At 44.9% G+C, this 19,502-nt stretch carries 15 protein-coding genes and 1 pseudogene (1 of these 16 only partly in view); 13 read left to right on the top strand and 3 right to left on the bottom strand.

Annotation, left to right across the window (positions count from 1 at the left end):
• Window positions 1-90: 90 nt before the first annotated feature.
• The 10 genes and pseudogenes from EKN16_RS18055 to EKN16_RS32660 all read left to right on the top strand — a co-directional run bounded on the left by EKN16_RS18055 (window position 91) and on the right by EKN16_RS32660 (window position 15,490).
• Window positions 91-4,701 carry an S-layer homology domain-containing protein gene (locus EKN16_RS18055; RefSeq protein ID WP_125660206.1) on the top strand — a complete coding sequence of 1,537 codons (4,611 nt, stop codon included), beginning with the start codon at window positions 91-93 and terminating at the stop codon, window positions 4,699-4,701.
• 205 nt (window positions 4,702-4,906) lie between these two features.
• A complete protein-coding gene (locus EKN16_RS18050; RefSeq protein ID WP_125660203.1) occupies window positions 4,907-7,081 on the top strand; it encodes a beta-galactosidase in 2,175 nt (724 codons plus the stop codon).
• Window positions 7,082-7,369: 288 nt separating this feature from the next.
• On the top strand, window positions 7,370-9,403 hold the full coding sequence (locus EKN16_RS18045) for a right-handed parallel beta-helix repeat-containing protein (protein ID WP_125660200.1): 2,034 nt from the start codon (window positions 7,370-7,372) through the stop codon (window positions 9,401-9,403).
• A 69-nt stretch (window positions 9,404-9,472) separates the two neighbouring features.
• Window positions 9,473-10,123 (top strand): hypothetical protein, encoded by a 651-nt coding sequence (locus tag EKN16_RS18040; RefSeq protein WP_125660197.1) that lies wholly within the window; start codon window positions 9,473-9,475, stop codon window positions 10,121-10,123.
• Between the two features lie 248 nt (window positions 10,124-10,371).
• Window positions 10,372-10,836, top strand: coding sequence for a MarR family winged helix-turn-helix transcriptional regulator (locus EKN16_RS18035; protein ID WP_125660194.1), 465 nt, complete (start codon window positions 10,372-10,374; stop codon window positions 10,834-10,836).
• Window positions 10,837-11,117: 281 nt separating this feature from the next.
• On the top strand, window positions 11,118-12,578 hold the full coding sequence (locus EKN16_RS18030; RefSeq protein ID WP_232015830.1) for an MFS transporter: 1,461 nt from the start codon (window positions 11,118-11,120) through the stop codon (window positions 12,576-12,578).
• On the top strand, window positions 12,575-13,657 hold the full coding sequence (locus tag EKN16_RS18025) for a saccharopine dehydrogenase family protein (RefSeq protein ID WP_125660191.1): 1,083 nt from the start codon (window positions 12,575-12,577) through the stop codon (window positions 13,655-13,657). Before EKN16_RS18030 ends, EKN16_RS18025 begins: the two co-directional genes overlap by 4 nt.
• A 114-nt stretch (window positions 13,658-13,771) precedes the next feature.
• Window positions 13,772-14,506, top strand: a complete 735-nt coding sequence (locus EKN16_RS18020; RefSeq protein ID WP_232015829.1) for an MOSC domain-containing protein — start codon at window positions 13,772-13,774, stop codon at window positions 14,504-14,506.
• 6 nt (window positions 14,507-14,512) lie between these two features.
• Window positions 14,513-15,010: pseudogene (locus tag EKN16_RS32665) on the top strand (GrpB family protein); the annotation flags it as partial.
• A gap of 66 nt (window positions 15,011-15,076) precedes the next feature.
• A complete protein-coding gene (locus EKN16_RS32660) occupies window positions 15,077-15,490 on the top strand; it encodes a GNAT family N-acetyltransferase (RefSeq protein WP_179955631.1) in 414 nt (137 codons plus the stop codon).
• A 104-nt stretch (window positions 15,491-15,594) separates the two neighbouring features.
• Here EKN16_RS32660 and EKN16_RS18010 read toward each other — a convergent pair whose 3' ends face one another.
• Window positions 15,595-16,125 carry a superoxide dismutase family protein gene (locus EKN16_RS18010; protein ID WP_125660185.1) on the bottom strand — a complete coding sequence of 177 codons (531 nt, stop codon included), beginning with the start codon at window positions 16,123-16,125 and terminating at the stop codon, window positions 15,595-15,597.
• Between the two features lie 292 nt (window positions 16,126-16,417).
• Here EKN16_RS18010 and EKN16_RS18005 point away from each other — a divergent pair, with 292 nt between their 5' ends.
• Entirely contained in the window at window positions 16,418-16,597 is a 180-nt protein-coding gene (locus tag EKN16_RS18005; RefSeq protein WP_125660182.1) for a DUF3934 family protein, read from the top strand.
• 185 nt (window positions 16,598-16,782) lie between these two features.
• Entirely contained in the window at window positions 16,783-17,091 is a 309-nt protein-coding gene (locus EKN16_RS18000; RefSeq protein WP_125660179.1) for a hypothetical protein, read from the top strand.
• 63 nt (window positions 17,092-17,154) lie between these two features.
• Here EKN16_RS18000 and EKN16_RS17995 read toward each other — a convergent pair whose 3' ends face one another.
• Together EKN16_RS17995 and EKN16_RS32315 are read right to left on the bottom strand one after the other, a co-directional pair.
• Window positions 17,155-17,628, bottom strand: coding sequence for a hypothetical protein (locus EKN16_RS17995; RefSeq protein ID WP_125660176.1), 474 nt, complete (start codon window positions 17,626-17,628; stop codon window positions 17,155-17,157).
• A 272-nt stretch (window positions 17,629-17,900) separates the two neighbouring features.
• Window positions 17,901-18,071: a hypothetical protein gene (locus EKN16_RS32315; protein WP_164522856.1), complete on the bottom strand. Its 171-nt coding sequence runs from the start codon at window positions 18,069-18,071 to the stop codon at window positions 17,901-17,903.
• A 296-nt stretch (window positions 18,072-18,367) separates the two neighbouring features.
• On the opposite strand from EKN16_RS32315, the gene EKN16_RS17990 reads away from it, so the two are divergent.
• Window positions 18,368-19,502, top strand: partial view of a methyl-accepting chemotaxis protein gene (locus tag EKN16_RS17990; RefSeq protein ID WP_125660173.1) — the 5' portion only. It continues 605 nt past the right edge of the window; the window shows 1,135 of its 1,740 coding nt (coding positions 1-1,135); it begins with the start codon at window positions 18,368-18,370; its stop codon lies beyond the right edge, outside the window.

Genomic DNA, 19,502 nt, shown 5'->3' with positions numbered 1-19,502 from the left:
ATTTTAATCCTTGTATGATTCAAATTGCACAAAGAAAGCGTTTTTATAAATCGTGTATTATTATTATTTTGCTAAGGGGAGAAATTAAAAATGGTAAAAAAACTGACAAATTCGTTGGTTGCGGTTGTGCTGTTCTGTATGTTGGCTCTTCCGTCCGTAAACGTGTCAGCACATCAAATGGCGACAATTGTGGATGAATTCTCTGATGTCTCGAAAGTTTTCTCACATTCTGCGAACTGGTCGATTGACGGGAGTAACCCGCAGTTTTTCGGTGGAGATGCCTCAAGAATTGTGAGAACGACAAAAACGGCTGAGAATGTCGTGTACCATTTGAGCGGAATTCAGTCCTTTTCCGTCAACGCCTATTATTTTTCAGGATCGACCGGTGTAATTAAGTTTTATGGTTCTTCGGATGCGGAGACCTGGACAGAAATTCCTTCCGATTATGCCGATCCATTAGGAACTGGTTCCGGTTGGTATGGAACCGTGTATACCCCTTCGGGAGCACTGCCGAGCGGCATTGATTACCTGAAAATCGAAATCAGCGGAGATATCGATACTTGGCTGATGCAGCTCGGATCAGTCTCTGTCTCTAACGTATCCATGGCACCGCAAATCATTGCTGACGAGTTTTCTGATGTCTCCAAGGTGTTCTCAAATACGGCAAATTGGACTATCGATAGCAGCAATCCCGCCTATTTCGGAGGAGATGCTTCAAGAATCGTAAGAATGGCTGAATCGGCTGAATCGATCGTTTATCATTTGCATGGCATTAAAAATTTCTCTGCTCGCCTGCATTCCTTTACGGGTTCAACCGGGGCCATTACGTTTTACGGTTCTTCGGACGCTTCAGTTTGGACTGAAATTCCAGCCGTTCATGATACACCCGTATCCACCGGGGATGTGAATTGGAAAGGAACTACATACTCACCTGCGGCAGCTTTACCCTCAGGCATCGACTATTTGAAAGTGGAATTGAGCGGCGATCTCGCCAGTTGGGCAATGCAGCTCGGGTCCGTTTCGGTATCGAATGTCGCACCTGGAGGCGGGAGCTCCGGAGGCGAAGGGGACTATTTCGTAGATTCTGTCACTGGCAGTGATAGTAATGATGGCAAATCTCAGAGCACCGCCTGGAAAACCTTTTCCAACGTCAACAATACGACCTTTGCCGCTGGCGACCGGATTTTGCTGAAAAAGGGTGGTGTTTGGAACGAAAGATTGTTTCCGAAAGGCGCTGGCACGAACGCTGAGCCAATCACCATTACCTCTTATGGCAGCGGCAGCAGGCCGATCATTAACGGTGGTGGCATGGCCGGCGGAGCGGTGTATCTTCGTAACCCTTCGAACTGGATCATTCAAAACTTGGAAGTGACCAATTATGCGGCCGAGCGGGGAAACATCTACAGAGAAGGCATTATGGTTGAAAATGCGAACGGTGGTACGTTAAGCAATATTCAAATATTGGATAACTACGTTCACGACGTATCGAGCAGCTTTAGATATCCGACAGGATCAGGAGCTGAAGGAGGTCCTCATGCGTTTGGAGGCATTTCTGTATACGTAGGTGGAACTACGGCGACAGACAAGTTCGATAACGTCTTGATCCAAGGTAATACGGTCGAACGAATCGGACGAACTGGAATCGTGGTATGGGACCAACGCTGGAATGGGACCGATTACGCCTCAACCAACGTGAAGATTCGCCAAAACTATGTCAAGCAAGCCGACAGCGACGGTATTCTTACCTTTGGTGCCGACGGCGCGTTGATCGAGCACAACGTAGCGGAAGGGGGCGGTAATTATTCAGAACCGGGACAATTTAACGGTTCAGCCGCTATTTGGCCTACCCGAGGTAAAAACAATGTCGTGCAGTTCAATGAATCCTTCAATACGAATAAGCCGGAAGGTGACGGTCAAGGCTTCAATCTGGATATCGATTCCACCGATAGTGTGGTTCAATACAACTATAGCCATAACAACAAAGGCGGATTCATCCTTTTCGTAGACGCGCGGTTGTCTCCAGGTGTTCTAGTCGGTTCTTCTAACAGCGTGGTGAGATACAATATTAGTCAGAATGACTTGACTCACACATTTAATTTTGCGGGCGGCGTTACACCAGGAACGCAAATTTACAACAACACCGTCTATATTGGAACGGGACAAAATACGAAAATCATCGACCACGAGTGGAACGATGCAGGGGATTTGAACGCTCCTTACTCTTTCAAAAACAACATCGTGTACAATCTCGGAACAGGCGGATACAATTTGCCAGGCGTAAACGGCGTCTTCGATCATAATTTACTCTACGGCAACCATCCGTTAAACGAACCTATTGATGCGAACAAAATCACTGCTAATCCGCAGTTGGTCTACCAAGGAGGCGGCAGCACAGGTTGGAATACCACGGACGGATATAAGCTGAGGGCAGGCTCACCAGCTCTTGGATCGGGTACCGTAATTGCAAACAACGGCGGGCTGGACTACTGGGGAAATCCGGTATCCTTAACGGAGGCGCCGAATATCGGTGCCTATAGTGGCCCCGGTCTAGATCCAGCATCGCTGCCCGTGCCCCCCGTGGATGACTTAAGAATGTACTTCCAAGGGTTAAAGGTCATTCCGCATGTTGCCGACGATAGCAACGGGAGCAAGTCGCTACAGCTTCGGTTTGCGAACAGCTCGGAAACAGACAGCTTGAACGTCGGCAAGGTTTCCTGGAATGTCGGCACGGGTGTGGGAGCGTTAAGCGGAACGGATACGAATGTCCCTTCTGTTGCGGCGAATGCGCAATCGACTTATGTTATCCCTTTGCCGGGCTTGTCTGAAGGTATTGAATATCCACTTGATTTGACCGTCGAAATTGCCGGATATGAGAAAATTCATTTGACCCAGGATATCGACTTTAACCGCGTTCTGCATCAAACGGATAATCGTCATCCGGTCACCATTGATTTAGCCAATGGCAACAATGTCGTTACCGGATATAACGGTGAAAGTGATCTTAGCGGTACGGTGAAGCTGCGCTGGGATTCAAACAACTTCTATCTCACAGCCGATATCAAAGACGATAAATTTAACCATGCGGCATCTGGAAGTTCCATATGGCAAAATGACGGCATTCAGTTCAGCGTAGCACCCGGAGTACCGGGAGAGAGTCAATCTTGGTATGAATATGGCATTTCGCAGACACCGAGCGGACCGCAAATTTATCGCTGGCTTACGATGCAGGGAGCTGCGACCGGTTCGGTAACGAACGGAACTCTTACCGTAACACGTGATGAAGCCTTGAAGATTACGTCGTATCAACTCGCCCTGCCTTGGAGTGAGCTGTATCCAATACAGTCCGGAGCCGATCGTACAATAAGCTTTTCGATGCTAGTCAACGATAATGATGGCACTGGTCGAAAGGGATATATAGAATGGGGATCAGGCATTGGAGGAGCAAAGGACTCGTCTCTCTTCCGCACGTTCCAGTTGATGGCTCCAGGTAACGATAACCCGCCGCCAGTCAGCGGAAACAATGGCAATAGCAGCGTAGAGAGCAATCCGAATACGATTGATAAGGGCGCCATTAACGCAAAAGGAATAAGCATCGACAAAGGTATTGCTCAGGTCAATATTCGAAGTGAAGAGATGAAGAAAGCGCTTGAAAGCGACGAAAACGGTCAATTAGTTATAAACGTTGTCCCAGTCGAAGGGAATGTGCTTGGGGCAGTAATCCATATTCCTGTAAACGGATTAAAGGAAATGGGAGATAAAGCGAAATCGCTTGTAGTGAAAGCCAACGGCGCGGTGGTGGCTATTCCGATGGAGACACTTATAAGCAGCCTTCGTGCTGATTCCAAACAATTGGACCTATTTATCGCTCAAGTTGACTCATCTCTGCTTCCGCCGAACCTGCAAGGGAAGGGTTATCCTGCTTACGATGTCACCGCGAAGATTGACGGAGCTGCGATCGGTTCATTTAAAGGAAGAGATGCAGTGAACGTCACAATGAAATATGAGCTGAAGTCGGGAGAGAAAGCACACCAGGTTGTCGTCTATTCCATTGGGGAAGATGGCCGTTTAGAAGTCGTAAAAAATGTGAAATACGACCCTTTGACAGGCCTAATTACGTTCCAACCTAAGCATTTCAGCCGTTATGGGGTAGGATATGCCAATATTCATTTTACCGATGTAACGAACGGATCCAAAACGATCATTGAGGCATTGGCTGCCCGTGAAATCGTAAAAGGTAATGGAGAGGGCAAGTTTGAACCGAATCGTCCCATCACCCGAGGCGAATTTGTCCAGCTGCTAATAAATGCGCTTGATTTGACTTCAAATGATGCCAACTCCAGCTCCTTTACTGACATTAAGCCAGAGGCTTGGTATTACCAAGCCGTTTCATCAGCTCAGAAGCTGGGAATTGTGAAAGGAAGAAGTAACGGTTCATTCGGCGGAGCTGAAGCCATTTCTCGCGAAGAGATGGCAGTGCTCGCTTTTCGCGCATGGCGTATTGGATCGAATCAATCAGCTGCAGATAGCGGAGTCGAAGTGTTTAAGGATCAGAATCAGATTGGCTCCTATGCTTCGGAGGGGGTTGCGGCTCTGCAGCGAGCGGGAATTATTAATGGCTATGAAGATGGTTCCTATAAGCCTAAAGGTCTATCAACACGTGCCGAAGCAGCGGCGGTCATCTATAGATTAATGGGAATGTAAGTAAACGGAAAGGACTGTCCTCTAGTCATCAGACAAGAGAACAGTCCTTTCTTATAAGATGTCAGAAAGACAGATTCACAAACGATTTCACAGACTTACCGCCTATCGTAGCTAATCTGAGAGGTGATATCATGAAAAGATGGTCCGCATGTAAGCGCATTAAAGAGCGGAATCAAATCAGCGATAAGTTACGGGGTGTCAGTCGTTGCATAATAACTCTTTTCTTCCATTTGGTTTTCAATATTATAGGTCGCCCACTCCCTACAGGGATCAATGGGAACAGGACTTAAGCCGTATATCGAGCATGGGTTTCAATTGCGTGAAATATTGGGTGCTTTGGCGCGCGAGTGTACCGGAACAGAATACGTTCATGTTCGATGACATTATTGAACTGATGGACTTAGCCGGTAAGTATAAGTTAAAGGTTGTACTGAATGTCATCTTTGACGTTGCTCCAGCTTGGTTTTACAAGCAATATCCCGATTCTAAGATGATAACGGCTAATGGAACTGTGCTAGAGCCGCGCGCTCTCAGTTACAGGCAAATCGGCGGTGCTCCGGGTCCTTGCTATCATCACGAGCCTGCCCAAATCGAGAAAGATCGCTTTCTTGCAGCAGCAGTCCTCGCATTAAAGGATCATCCGGCACTGTGGGTTTGGGATTTGTGGAATGAACCGGAGCTCACGACCGGCATCCAGCGAACGCTTTCCTTCGATAATCAGGTTTGCTATTGTGATCACTCCCAGCGGGCTTTTGGTGAATGGTTGGAGAGCAAATATGTGACAATGGAAGCGTTTAATGAAAAATGGCAGCGCAGCTATATGAATTGGATGGAAGCGGAGCCGCCAAGAGGACAAGCGGTATTCAATGATCTAGTCGATTGGCGTTTGTTCATGTCCGACGCGCTGACTGACGATTTGAAGCGGCGGGTTGCCGTCGTGAAAACATACGATCGGACTCATCCAGTCATGGTACATACAGTACCTGCACCGATTTTCAATCTAATTACGGCCGGTTCGGATGACTTCAAGCTTGCGGAGCCGTGTGATCTATTCGGTAATAGTCTTGGCTCCTCGGCCTGGTCGGCTGACCTGCTGATTTCAGCAGCCAAAGGTAAGAAAATAATCAATTCCGAAATTCACGCGCTGCCTGGACATACGGCGATGAAACCGAAGAAGTTAGATTTTCGCGAATTGAAGCAGCATATTCTAATTCCGCTTGCGCGCGGAATTACGGGCTTCCTGTTCTGGCAATACAGGCCGGAAGTGCTCGGCCATGAGGCGCCGGCGTGGGGAAGCACGTATCTGGATGGCAGTGAGACGCCATGGCTTAAGGATATGGCGGAGTTGAACCGAATCATTCAAGCCAAGCAAGAGATGCTGGAGCATGCAGCTCGTCCGTCGGACGGGATTGCGGTGTTATTCAGTTCAGAGAACCAGATCGCCAATTTCTCCGTTTATGCGCATTTGGATACGTACAACGATTCCGTGCAGGGTACTCACAAGCTTCTTCATGACCTGAACTACAAAGTGGAGTTTATTCACGATAAAGACGTGACGAAAGAAACGCTGTCGCGGTACAGATGCTTGTGGATGCCCTATCCGTTATACTTGAATGCGCGGATGTGCAGCGTGATTAGGGAATGGGTGAATGGGGGCGGCATCCTTATATCGGAATGCTCGTTCGGAGCGCTGCAGGCCGAGAACGGCAGTCATAGTTATCAGGTTCCCGGCTATGGTTTCGATGAAGTATTCGGCATTCGCGAGAGATGGATTCATTCCTTGGAGAATCTGGACCACAGCTATCACAATGTTACAATACAGTCCAAGAAGACCATTCCGCTTGTGTATCGAGTAGGTGTAGATAAAGATGATTCTCCAATTACTGGTGATGGCTCCTATTATAAATCTGAAATCGATCTTCAGGAAGGCGTAAAGGTTCTAGCTGAATATGCCGAGGATCATTCGCCAGCCATGACCGCTTCTCGCTTCGGGAAAGGCAAAGCCGTCTGGATTGGCACGCTGCTAGCTGCGGCATATTGGCAAAATGGAAATCCAGGAACGCTGCAGATGATACGAAGCTTGCTGGTAGAAGAACTGGGGCTGCGGCCATATATTGGTGTGCAAGGCGGTTCTATAAGGGCCGATGTGTCCGAATGGGAGCAAGACGGTGTTCAGCATCGCTTGTTATTCGTCCATAACTGGGGACATGAAGCGGCTGAAGGCTCGGTGATACTGCCTGCTGCATGCAAGCAAGCAGTTCCATGGTTTGAGGAAGGAGCAAATGCCATTCAATCGGATGGCTTGAGCTTGAATTTGAGTCAGGCTCGACTGGACGTACGTCTGGAGGCTGGAGATATTCAAGTCTATCAGCTTGAATAAACACAACGGAAGGCAATGTAAAGGTTACGGAATTTGGACATTTTATTCTAAGAGGCAGGTACTTGTAAGTAAAGTACTTGTCTTTTTGGTTTCATTAGTAAAAAAGTGCAGAATGTTTAACCATTTCGCAGATTTATCCCCTAACTAAATTTTGTAAGAACGCTTACATTTAGGGTGTTAAAGCAGTGAATGCTGTCTTTGGCAAAGCTGGATATTTGTTCACGGAAGGGGGTCATGGTTAAGCTGCTTTTAATCAAATGAATTCAAATGATTAAGGAGGCAAGAGAAATGTCAATGAACATTCGGATGCGAAGAATTTGGACGATGGTCTTGATCGCTATGCTGCTCGGTTCTGGATTGCTGCTACCTCTTTCAGGCAGTCGGGTTTATGCGGCCAATACGACGTATTACGTCGACTCCGCGGCAGGCAGCGATACAGCGAACGGTACTAGCACGGGTACGGCGTGGAAAACGCTGACCAAAGTGAACGCGGTAACGTTCCAAGCCGGAGATAAAATTTTGTTCAAAAGAGGGGGCAGCTGGAATGGACAGCTGCATCCACTAGGCTCAGGTAGCTCTGGTAACCCGATCACAATCGATTCGTATGATACAGGAAGTCTTCCATTAATAAACGGAGGTAGTCTAGCTTCTGGAGCTGCGGTGTATTTAGTGAATCAGCAGTATTGGGTGATTCAGAATTTGGAAGTCACGAATAACTCAGGTACAGACAACAGTGGGACGGCTACCGTCGGGGGCGTACCTCGTTATGGTATCTATATCGAGTCGAGTAGTGGAGGGAAGCTTAATAACTTTCGAATCGCCAATAACTATGTGCATAACGTGAATGGTTGTTTCAACTGCGGCACGGTTGCACCGCATACGAATGGAGGTATCAGCATGTTTGCCTCCGGCGCCAACGACGGCTTCAATGACGTAATTGTGGAGAATAATACGGTGGATCATGTCGGGCGCAATGGAATCAACATCTGGGATGCCAGTTATCATACCGGAGATCAGACGGTGGTCGTTGCGTCGCAGCTAAGCACGGGCTTGAAGGTCCAGAATAACAGCGTAACCTATACGGACGGTGATGGCATTCTCGTCTTCGGTTTCAAGGATTCGGTGATTCAATACAATGTGGCGAACGGTGCAGGACAGAAAATGATTACTGGCTTCAACATGAACGCAAGCGCAGGCATCTGGCCAACTCGCTCGATAGGTACGATTGTGCAGTATAACGAAGCTTATGGTACCCGAACGACTGATACAGACGGACAAGGTTTTGACGTTGATCTAGGTCATTACGGGGCGATTGTTCAATACAACTACAGCCATGATAACGAAGGCGGATTCATTCTGCTGATGGGACCCTACACGAACACGAGCACGATCCGTTACAACATCAGCGTTAATGATGCCTATGGGGGAGAAAAAGGGGTATTTACGTTCTCGTATGGCGTACCGGAAGGCACGAACATTTACAACAACACGATTTATATCGGTTCCGGCCTCAAAAATCCGATTTACTGCGATGGCTGCGATGCCACGACTCCAGGAACTTGGAGCTTTAAGAACAACATCGTATACAACCTGGGAACGGGTACTTATACGTACCCAAGTGTTGGGGCCAGCATCGATAACAATCTGTTCTACGGCAATCACCCGACAAGCGAACCAGCGGACTCACACAAGCTGACTTCGGATCCGCTATTCATGAGTCCAGGTACAAGTGCAGCGGGGGTAAGCTCAGCAGCAGGCTACAAGCTAAGTACCGGGTCGCCGGCAATCGGCAGCGGCGTGTTGATCCCTGGAAACGGCGGGAAGGATTATTTTGGGAACATTGTCTCGAATATGGCTGCTCCAAGTCGAGGTTTCCATGAGGCAGGCACCTTCACCGCTCCTATCCAATTGATAGATAATGCGAATGATTGGAGCATCTCCAATTCCCATTCGGCTAATATGATGATGGATAGCACTAATCCGTCTTATTTTAATGGGGATACCTCAAGGTTCAAGCGCAGCTCTACGGCGACGGGATATGTGATTTATAACTTTTCCGATATGAAGCAATTTTCTGCAGATATTTATGAGTTCAGTATCAACTTGACGAAAGTGAAATTTTATTCGTCACCTGACGGTACGACTTGGACGTCAGTTTCGAGCTCTTATCTATCACCTACCGCTACTGCAGCGGGTTGGGCTTATACTCAATACTCGCCAACAGCAAACCTGCCGATGGGGAAAAATTACTTGAAGGTTGAGCTCTCTGATACGACTTCAGCATGGGGAACGCAGCTGGGGAAAATCGTTATTTCAAAATAGAAAGTGGTATAGCTGCGAAATGGAGGGGCAGCGCGCGCGTTGTCCTTCCGCTTCATAGGAAGGAGATGGATGATGAATTGGCGTCGTCTCATCGGACTGCTGTTCTTGATCTTGATTGCTTTCACTGCGGGCTGTGCTGCCCATGTGGAACATGAAAGTTCATCCGCTAAGGCGAATATTCAAGAAATCGTCGCCACTGTTAATGGGGAACCGATTCGGTATGGCGAGTTGGAGATATTGATGTTGCGGCAACGAAGCGACGTTATCCAGTATTTTTACGACAAATACAATGCGGAAGACAGCACGCAATATTGGACAACAGCCTTTGGCAAGGAGCGTCCGATTGATCGGCTGAAATCGGCTGCGCTCGCTGAAGCCAAAAAAATCAAAATTCAGCAGATCATTGCTAGAAATGAAGGGGTCGTTCAACGGATCGATTATTCGGATTTTCGGAACGATTGGATCCAAGAAAACGATCGACGCAAACGAGCGGCAGCACAGAAGCAGATGATATACGGCCCCCTGCAATATGATGAAAATACCTACTATGAGTATTTATTTAGCAATATGGTTCTTCAGGTAAAGGAGAAGCAAAGAAAGCACGCGAACATTTCGGTTAAAGAAGGGGAAAGGCTCTACGGGGAACTGCTGGAACGGAAGCTGATAGCTGCCTCAGAAGTCATCCAACGGGATGTATATGACCGCATCTTAAATCCATAGGTTAGTCGAAAAAACAAAGCCCTAGGCGCAAGCGTCTAAGGCTTTGTCTCCTGAAGAGGAAGACTATCTTATTATAATGGGGGTACTATTTATTAAACAGGATAGAGCATTGTTAAACAGAGCTTCTATATACTGATAGGGAGATAGGGAGCCAGTTCTATTATTGAATATGAAGACACCAGGGGAAGGAATTATGACAAATGTTCATGATTCTTGACAGCGAGTAGTATAGTATCTATACTAAAGCAATGAAAAAGAAAACTCATCTACAATCGGATCAGGTAAGCAATAGAGGAAATCGAAATCTTGGCCGGCTGATTATGCAGCTTCGTCGTCTTGAACGTCAGCCTCAAATATTTGGAGAAGCCGGATCCTTCACGCCCAGCGAAATTCATACGATTGAGGCAATTGGCTATGAGGGTGGAGTTCTGATGAGCGAGCTTGCAGCTCGTCTTGATGTTACGAAAGGTGCAGTCACACAGCTTATTGCGCGTCTTGAAGCTAAAGCTGCAGTAACGCGTTCGCCACATCCTTATGATTCTAGAGCAATCGTGATATCCCTTACCGAGAAAGGGAAGGAGGCTTATAGAGCGCACGAAGAGGTACATGTCCAATTTTATGATGAGCTGCGTATCCTGTTGAGCAAACAAGAGATCGAAATCTTTGAAAATTGTATAGAGAAATTAAACGATTTTTTAGGCTCTAAACCATAATCAGTGTATGCAAACACGAAACAAAAGCGAAGCGGACGGAATCGTTCTGAAGAAGCGATAGCGTTCGCCTTTGTCTCCGTATTTCTACCCCTAAGGGATAGAATCAAGAAATAGGGAGACAACAGCGATCGTAAGAATGATCCGTACGCGCAGCGGGCTTCTACGAACAATACTTCAAATTCAAGCACTTATTCTAGTGTTGAGCCATTTTTCACAGAGATAAATTTTTTTGGTTATTTAGTATAGTATCTAAACTATAATACAGTTTGGAGGTGAACCGCATGAATGTATCCATGAATCAAGCTCGAGTTTTTACAAGCAGACATCATATCTGGATGATGACCGCTATATGTATGGGTGCATTTTTATCTCATTTTACAGCCGGTATTGTTAACGTTTCGCTTCCTCAATTTACAAGAATCTTTCAAACGAATTTGGCAGAGGTACAGTGGATTACGACAGGATACTTGCTTGTCATCACTTCGCTGCTTCCTTTGATGGGAAAGCTGGGAGACCGATATGGATATCGTCTTATTCATAATCTCGGATATGTAAGTTTCACTATCAGCTCAATTATGGTCGCATTCTCAACGAATCTAACCATTCTTCTTATTCTTAGGATGGTACAGGCAATAGGTGCCTCCATGTTCCAAGCAACCAATATTGCCTTGATCACCATTCATTTACCAAAGGAAAAGAGAGGGCGGGCGCTCGGAATAGTCAGTACGGCTGTCGCTCTTGGCGGGATGACTGGGCCGATTATTGGTGGATGGATAGCAGCTTGGTTCAGCTGGCAGTGGCTGTTTTTGATTCATGTCCCAGTTGCTTTTGCAGCTACCCTATTAGCCTTTCGCTTTATTCCTGTTCGTGGGCAGGAAAGAAAGAGAGTTCCGCTAGATAAAGTCGGGGCGCTTTTATTCATTGTCATGATTAGCTCATTCATATTCGGTATTTCCAACGGCAGTAGACTGGGTTGGCTATCATCAGAAACGCTATTCGTATTCGCTGTAACTACCGTTGCTTTGTCAATGCTTCTAGTATGGGAGCCGCGTCAAAGAGTTCCCTTTTTACCGATAAAGGCGTTCCGCATCCCAGCTGTGTTCTACGGATTATTGATAAGCACCATTTCGTTCCTGCTTGCTAATACGGTTCTCGTCCTTTTGCCCTTTTACTTATTCGGGATAGCTGCTATATCTCCGTCCACTGCGGGATACATTTTGGCTGCCTATCCGGTTTCATTGGCTTTTACTGGTCCCCTCTGTGGGTATTTGTCAGATCGCTATGGTTCCAGACGCTTTATGTTCTTGGGGTTATGTGGAATAGGGAGTGGATTTGCGGCATTGGCGCTTTATCTCGGGCCATTATCGATCATTGAGATAGCTGCTATATTGGCGTTGATTGGCTTGGGAATGGGTCTTATAGCCTCTCCAAATAACAGCTTTATTATGAAGCATGCTCCAGCTGAACATATTGGCTCGATAGGAGGGATGATTGCCTTAACTCGTAACGCAGGCATGGTTTGTGGAGCGGCACTTGGGCTTGGAATTGTCAATGGAGGAGATAATCATGCAACTGGTCTTGAATCGTTTAGGGCAGCTTTCGGAATCAACGTATTGATTTGTGCTGGAGCCTTGATCATATTCGGATGCGGAATTTACTTTGAAAATGTTCGAAGGAAGAACAAGCCAAAGATGAAAGAAGCACATAAACAAAACACACTAGAAGGGGAGAAAACGTTATGAAAGAAAACATAGTTGTCGTTGGCGGGTATGGTCATGTGGGTCAAACCATATGCAGAGAGCTCGGAGAATTATATCCTGGTAAAGTTTTTGCTGCGGGAAGAAGCCTGGAACGTGCAGAGCAGTTCACCCGCACTTCGGGAGGAAAGATCAAACCCTTACAGCTCAATATCAATGAGACAGTTGATCCTGATTTTCTGAGCAGCGTTAAGTTGGTCATTATGTGTTTGGATCAGAAGAATACTACATTTGTAAAGGCATGCTTCGCAAAGGGCATTCATTATGTAGACATTTCGGCGAATCATTCCTTTCTTTCCCAAGTGGAAGAATTGCATTCAGAAGCTGCAGCTAACCGAGCAACTTCTGTTCTAAGTGTGGGCCTTGCCCCCGGGCTAACGAATTTAATGGCTTCTCATGCGAGCAGGCTGATGGACAAGACGGAGATCATCGATATTTCTATTATGCTTGGATTGGGAGAACAGCACGGGGATGCTTCAATTAAGTGGACGGTCGATAATCTTAGCAAGAATTTTGCGGCAATACAGAACAACGAGAGTCGCGTCGTATCAAGTTTTACTGATGGTAAAAAAACGGATTTTGGCGCAGGATTAGGGAAAAGAGCGGCCTATAGATTCGATTTTTCTGACCAGCATGTTCTTCCACGAACCCTTGGTGTACCGACAGTCTCCACACGTCTATGTTTTGATTCTGCTGCGATGACGAGATTGCTGGCATGGATGAGAGCATCTGGATTGTTCCGAATAGTTAAGTTGAAGCCGATCCGCAGTGCCGTCATTGGATTGTTCAGCAAGATGCGATATGGCAAAGAGCTGTTTGCTGTGAAAATTGATGCAAAGGGAAAAAAGAATCAAGAGGACATGCTAATCGAATGTTTCCTGACAGGGGAAAACGAAGCAGATATTACAGCAAGGGTGGCCGCGGCGGTGGCGGATCATGTTTACCGTACGGTGTTACCGCATGGCGTATTTCATGTCGAACAGCTGCTTGCTTTGGATAAGCTACTGCCTTATATTGAACAGCGGGTTTCCTTTCAAACCCTGATGAACGGCAAGCGATTCTAATATAATACCAATTCCCAACTTTAGAATGGAAGCAATACCCAACAAGGAGACTAAGTATTATAATTAGGAATATGGCTTACTTGGTACTAATGTAATTGAAAAGAAGGAGTTGCATTGACACTGATTTCTATTGGTCAACTCAGTCAAATAAACAGATATCCAGTAAAATCGTTTGCGGGAGAGAGTTTGAAAACCAGCAAGGTGGAGACATACGGATTATACGGCGACCGCTGTCACGCCTTTATAGATGAAACCAAGCAAGGGTGGGATAGCTTTGTCACCGCCAGAGCTATCCCTAACATGCTTGGTTATAAGGCGAAGCTCGTTGGTGAGGGGGCTGAACAAGAGTTTCCTAAAGTGAATATAACCTCACCAGATGGACGGAATTTCAACTGGGATGAAGAGTTATTAAATGAAATACAGCCCTATTATAAAAGAAAAATTACTATGAAGAGCTATACTGCGCAGAAATCCGATGACCTACTGGCTGTAGATGCAGGTAGTATCCTGATTATCACAGAATTTTCATTGCGCAAGCTTGAAGCAATATGGGGAAAGAGACTAGATAAACGTCGGTTTAGAGCCAATCTAGTATTGTCTTTAGACGAAGACGCCTTCAATGAAAGTAACTGGATAGGCAAGCGATTAGTAGTGGGCAGTACCGAAATACAAGCAGATATTTTCTGTGAGCGTTGTTCAATGATTACAATCGACCCTGATTCCCTTGAAAAGGATGCTTCACTGCTCAAGAAAGTTAATGAGGAGATGAATTTGCATTTCGGAGTCTATGCTTCGGTAATAAAGACGGGACAAATCAATGTAGGTGATCGAGTATATCTAGTTGATTAATTCGAAGTGAATTGGAGGTGTCTAGTGGAACATGTCGTGATTGAGGATTATCATTCAGATTGGGCTGTGGAATATGAAAAAGAAGCCATCACCATAAAAAATGTTATTGCAGCTTATATACTTGGCCTTGAGCATATCGGAAGCACATCCGTAGAGGGGCTGGGTGCAAAACCTATCATAGATATTATGGTGGGGGTCAGAGACTTAAAACAGGCAGATGAATGGATTGAGCCTCTAAAGGATATCGGATATGAGCATGTTTTTCATCAGACATTTCCGAACAGAAGGTTTTTTAGAAAAGGTCAATGGAGAGCGGGAACACATCATTTACATATTTATGACTATGGAAGTGAAGATTGGAATAATAATCTGTTGTTTAGAGACTATTTAAGAAGTCATCCCGAACTACGACATCAATATGAGCAGTTAAAAAGAGGCCTCGCGGAGAAGCACCAGAACGATAGAACAGCATACACCAATGCCAAATCTCCTTTTATAACTGAAATCATAGATAGAGCTAGACGTGACAAGCTAGTAATAAGAAATCTTCTTGATCATGAGCTTCCCCCAATGAAATTGCTTTTGCTTGCCGATCCTTCTCCATTGTTGGTAGAAGAATATCTCCGAAGAGGCGAATGTTTTATTGCAGAGGTAGACACAGTTATCGTCGGTGTTTATGTATTATTGCCTACTAGACCGGAGACAGTTGAATTAGTGAACATTGCGGTTCATGAAGGGCAGCATGGCAAAGGGATAGGGAAACAGCTAACAAATCACGCAATAGAAACGGCCAGACTGCAAGGCTATAAGACGATAGAGGTTGGAACCGGAAACTCAAGTATAGGACAACTGGCTCTCTACCAAAAGTGTGGGTTTCGAATAACAGGAATCGATAGAGATTTCTTTATTAGACATTACACGGAGGATATCTATGAAAATGGGATTCAGTGCGTGGACATGATTCGTCTTTCTCAAGATTTATGAAAACATGAAACCTCTAGCGAGCATTAGACAAAGTCATTTTGGATGGATATAAAAGGGGCAATCCTAACGTCATAGACATGACGGATGGATTGCCCCTTTTGAAGTTAGCTAATGGTTCCGCAGGCAATACGATTGCCGGAATTACCCGAAGGATCTGTCACATAATCATCTTCTTTTTCATGGATGATCAGTGATGTTCCTTCAGGCTTCAACAATGAATTGGGTTTTCCTTTGACTAAGGTGACGGTTTTACTAATCATATCTGCTTTCACTTTACCGTCAGCCCCGACTTCAATGTTGAGCAGGTCACCGGCATGGAAACCCTTGGGATTTTTGAAGCCATGCTGTTTATCTTGCGGATTAAAATGTGCACCGGCCGTTGTGAAGCTAGGGGCTTCACATTTGGCTACAGTGTGAAAGTGAAGGCCATGCTTACCGGGAGGAAGATTGTCCGCTTCAATGTGAATAACAACATCATTCCCTTGCTGAGTCAATAATGCTGTACCAATTGCTTTGCCATCGCTATTCATCATATTTACGGTTACGCTAGCGAGGTGTGAGTGGGAAAATGTTCTTTCAGTACCTATTGTGAGCGTAAACAGCATCAAACAGACAAACATAATCAGCTTTTTCATTACTGTCCTCCTGATAGTTGGTTATTACTCCCCTATAAACGGTTTCACGTCATTACCGATGTAGTTTTCTCGGAAAGGATAATTTTATACAAAAAGATGGAAAAAGATACAACACGGCGATAGGATTCAATCTTGATCTGGACTGGTCGTATACGGCGCCCGGAGAGATAACCTAAGTTTTACTGTACATCTGGCATTTGATGCGGTATATTTCATCATGCTTGGTTAATAATCGATGAAAACGGTGAAACAATTAGATTCACCTATAATAATACTGGAGTGATTGAATTATATGGCTAAAGCTAAAGGTGGAACTGGTCGGGGAACGGGCAAAAAAGGCTGGACCAGATGGCAAAAGAGTGAACTGAAGAAACAAAAGCCTCTTAGAATCGTAAAGGCAAACAAGGCTGCTAGCGATGCTAAAAATAACAGTGCCAGCAAGGAAGTTAATGGAACGAAAAGTAAGAACTAAATGGATAGATGTCACGGGATATACCGAATTTATTGAATATGGAATGAGATGGGAACCTTCGCTTCTGGAGGTTCTTTTTCTTTTGATGGTGTGTAAGGATGTACTTAATCGCAGAAGATTAGTATGATAAGTAAGTACAATGTTCACCAGATCACAAATGCTAGAAGAAAAAGGGGAAATAGGAATTGAAAATCAATTTGAATTTTACTACAAAAGGGAAAATAGCCATTAATAATTTCACGAATGAGGAATTGATGGAAATTTTCAATAGATACTCGAATACATTAACTAAGAAGTATATCGTTGAGATCTCTATTCCTGATGAAGGGAATCAAAATATCGTTCAGGATGGTACGTTGAAGGTAGTATTGGACAATGTGAAATGCGATATTGATATCTTCTTTAGAGAGCTTGGCAGAGATCTTAAGGTTCCTTTGAAGAAAAGGCTGGATGGAAACTTGGATAACGTCTTTAAAGTTGAAAGAGTTCAATAAACACAAACACTGAAGCCACTTATACTCCTTAATGGAGAATGAGTGGTTTTTCTATGTCCCCGTTTAACCCCAGAGATGCAGATAGAAAAGGCATGTGAGCCATAGTGCGGATGGGAGCAGGAGACTACACAGAACCAGTGTGATGCTGTAGTCCTTTTGAAATTTCGATAAGCAGACATCTACAAGAAAAAAGAGAATCGCAGCTAATAAACTGATATACCAAAGAATGAGCCCGAACAGGCTATGGAACAGCGCAGATACAGCCAAGCGAATCCACTTATTAGTTGTTAAAGCATGAGAGAGTATCTCCGTCAGAAAGGATGTTAATAGTCCATAGATATAGATTGCAGGAGCGGCATACATAAGATAGATCGTGATCATGCTGATCGTACGATGAAGATGTTCACCGAATGTTAGATAGGTATAGACATGAAAGGGGTCAGGGGCAAGCCAAGAGTAGAGAGCAGCGAATAAACAAGATGTGATTCCAGCAGTAATGAATTTTCTTCTCAGCCATGGCAGGAACAAGGGTTTCATTAAGCCTTCCCTTCCCATTAAGGGCGCACCTCAATGTGTGGTTTCCATCATCATACATTTCATTCTCCGTACTAGTGAAGGTCTAACTTTCGTAGTACCTTTGAGCGTCCTATTATAAGAGGATTTTGTTACTGCCTATTAGGTTGTCCCCCGTTTAAGTAAGGGTAGCTGTGTGCTCGACAAAGAAAGAGTCTGTTCCCTCTCATTGAAGAGGAAGCAGACTCTTTCTTGTAAAAAGCATGTATAACCCCAGCTGTACTCCATTGTCGGCACTACGCTAGACGATAATCATCCGTTTTTTCGCCATCTTCCCAAATCTCTACGAATAAAGCATCGCAATCATAATCCTCAGGCTTCAGGGATAATGCTTTCTCCTCATCTGCGCCCACATAAACATTTTCCATCCCGTCATCGTTGAACGAGAGAATGACGTAAATTTTCATATCGGTAGTCCTCCATCAATCTAGTCGATGATCAATTATCTGCAAGTTATTATACCTTAGCCGTTCAAGGATTTCACTAAAACAGGTGATGCAATTTGCTAGTGATCGAACCTGGGGGTTTCTTGATTTTTCTGTAATTAGAATTTTGAAATGTAGTTATTAGGATAGGATGTTTAATCATGGATTCTATGGGAGCGCAGGAGAATAGAAATTTATTCTGCCCTCCCTAAATACATAACTTTCATCGGTTTAATGTCGATAATGAAGTTATAACAGACAACAAGGGAGAGAATGCGATGAATCGATTAGGCGTGAGGTTAACGGTCGGGAAGAAACTCGCTTTATCTTTTTCAATTCTATTTATATTACTAGCTGTATTAGGTACGAATTCACTGTATCGTGCACATACGATGCAAACAAAGACAGAAGAAATTACCACGAATTGGTTGGAGGGTGTTGCAATCGCTAACAACCTTAATTATTTAACGGAACATATCCTTGGCTTGCAGTTAAAAGTCATGACCCACCCTGACGCTAATAAAAAGGCAGGCTACGAGCAAGAAGCGATTAATACCTTCCAGAAGATCGATCATCAATTGGAGGCATATGCCGCAACTTATGCCAATCATGAAGATCAATTGAACGCGGAGAAGCTGAAAGCCAAATGGGACAATTTCAGTGAAACCTACAAGAAAGTAGATCAGCTTGGCAAACAAATTAACTTGGTTACGGGTGCTGGATTCAAGGAAAAGGAACTTCTGAGCCTAATGGATGAGTCCGAACGATCCTTCAATGAGATGCAAATTAATCTAGATGAGATGGTGAAAATAAACGAATTAGGCGCTAAACAAGCTACGCAGGAGAGCAAGGATATTTATAATACGAGCGTCGTTGCAGCTATTGTCATTATTGTCATTTCTATTCTTGCTGTTATTGTCTTACTAATCGTTATTAATCAGATCATCTCTAAGCCTGTGAAGCGGGTATCACACTTATTGGAGCAGGTGGCTAAAGGGGATTTAACGGTAGAAAGAATGGAACTCAAGCAGCAAGATGAGATCGGTTCACTGGTGCAATCGTTGAATGATATGGTGGCGAATTTAAAATCGACAATGTTTAAAATTCAGGATGCTTCCACAATAGTGGCCGCTTCATCCCAGGAGCTTCTTGCTAGCTCGGAGGAAAATACCGAGGCCACGAAGCATGTTTCCGCCTCTATTCAAGAGATAGCAGCAGGCTCTGAGACACAATTGCAAAGCGCAACGGAAACAAGCAGGGCGATGGAAGAGATGACCATTGGTATCCAAAGGATTGCAGAAACAACTTCAGAGGTTTCGGAGCTTTCGATGAATGCTTCTGAGCAAGCGAATCTAGGTAATCAATCGATCCAGCTTCTGGTTCAAAAAATGAATACGATTAGCGACTCTGTTG

It is taken from the genome of Paenibacillus baekrokdamisoli, assembly GCF_003945345.1.
GTDB lineage: Bacteria > Bacillota > Bacilli > Paenibacillales > Paenibacillaceae > Paenibacillus_Z > Paenibacillus_Z baekrokdamisoli.
The sequence above is the reverse complement of the archived record's forward strand: the minus strand, read 5'-3'. Positions and strand labels throughout refer to the sequence as shown.

What these genes read in the sequence shown, in the direction of transcription:
- EKN16_RS17995 (WP_125660176.1), bottom strand. Translation starts at nt 17,628, where the DNA reads ATGAAACCCTTGTTCCTGCCATGGCTGAGAAGAAAATTCATTACTGCT.
- EKN16_RS18030 (WP_232015830.1), top strand. Translation starts at nt 11,118, where the DNA reads ATGAATGTATCCATGAATCAAGCTCGAGTTTTTACAAGCAGACATCAT.
- EKN16_RS32660 (WP_179955631.1), top strand. Translation starts at nt 15,077, where the DNA reads ATGAAATTGCTTTTGCTTGCCGATCCTTCTCCATTGTTGGTAGAAGAA.
- EKN16_RS18040 (WP_125660197.1), top strand. Translation starts at nt 9,473, where the DNA reads ATGATGAATTGGCGTCGTCTCATCGGACTGCTGTTCTTGATCTTGATT.
- EKN16_RS18025 (WP_125660191.1), top strand. Translation starts at nt 12,575, where the DNA reads ATGAAAGAAAACATAGTTGTCGTTGGCGGGTATGGTCATGTGGGTCAA.
- EKN16_RS18045 (WP_125660200.1), top strand. Translation starts at nt 7,370, where the DNA reads ATGTCAATGAACATTCGGATGCGAAGAATTTGGACGATGGTCTTGATC.
- EKN16_RS18055 (WP_125660206.1), top strand. Translation starts at nt 91, where the DNA reads ATGGTAAAAAAACTGACAAATTCGTTGGTTGCGGTTGTGCTGTTCTGT.
- EKN16_RS18035 (WP_125660194.1), top strand. Translation starts at nt 10,372, where the DNA reads ATGAAAAAGAAAACTCATCTACAATCGGATCAGGTAAGCAATAGAGGA.
- EKN16_RS18005 (WP_125660182.1), top strand. Translation starts at nt 16,418, where the DNA reads ATGGCTAAAGCTAAAGGTGGAACTGGTCGGGGAACGGGCAAAAAAGGC.
- EKN16_RS32315 (WP_164522856.1), bottom strand. Translation starts at nt 18,071, where the DNA reads ATGAAAATTTACGTCATTCTCTCGTTCAACGATGACGGGATGGAAAAT.
- EKN16_RS18010 (WP_125660185.1), bottom strand. Translation starts at nt 16,125, where the DNA reads ATGAAAAAGCTGATTATGTTTGTCTGTTTGATGCTGTTTACGCTCACA.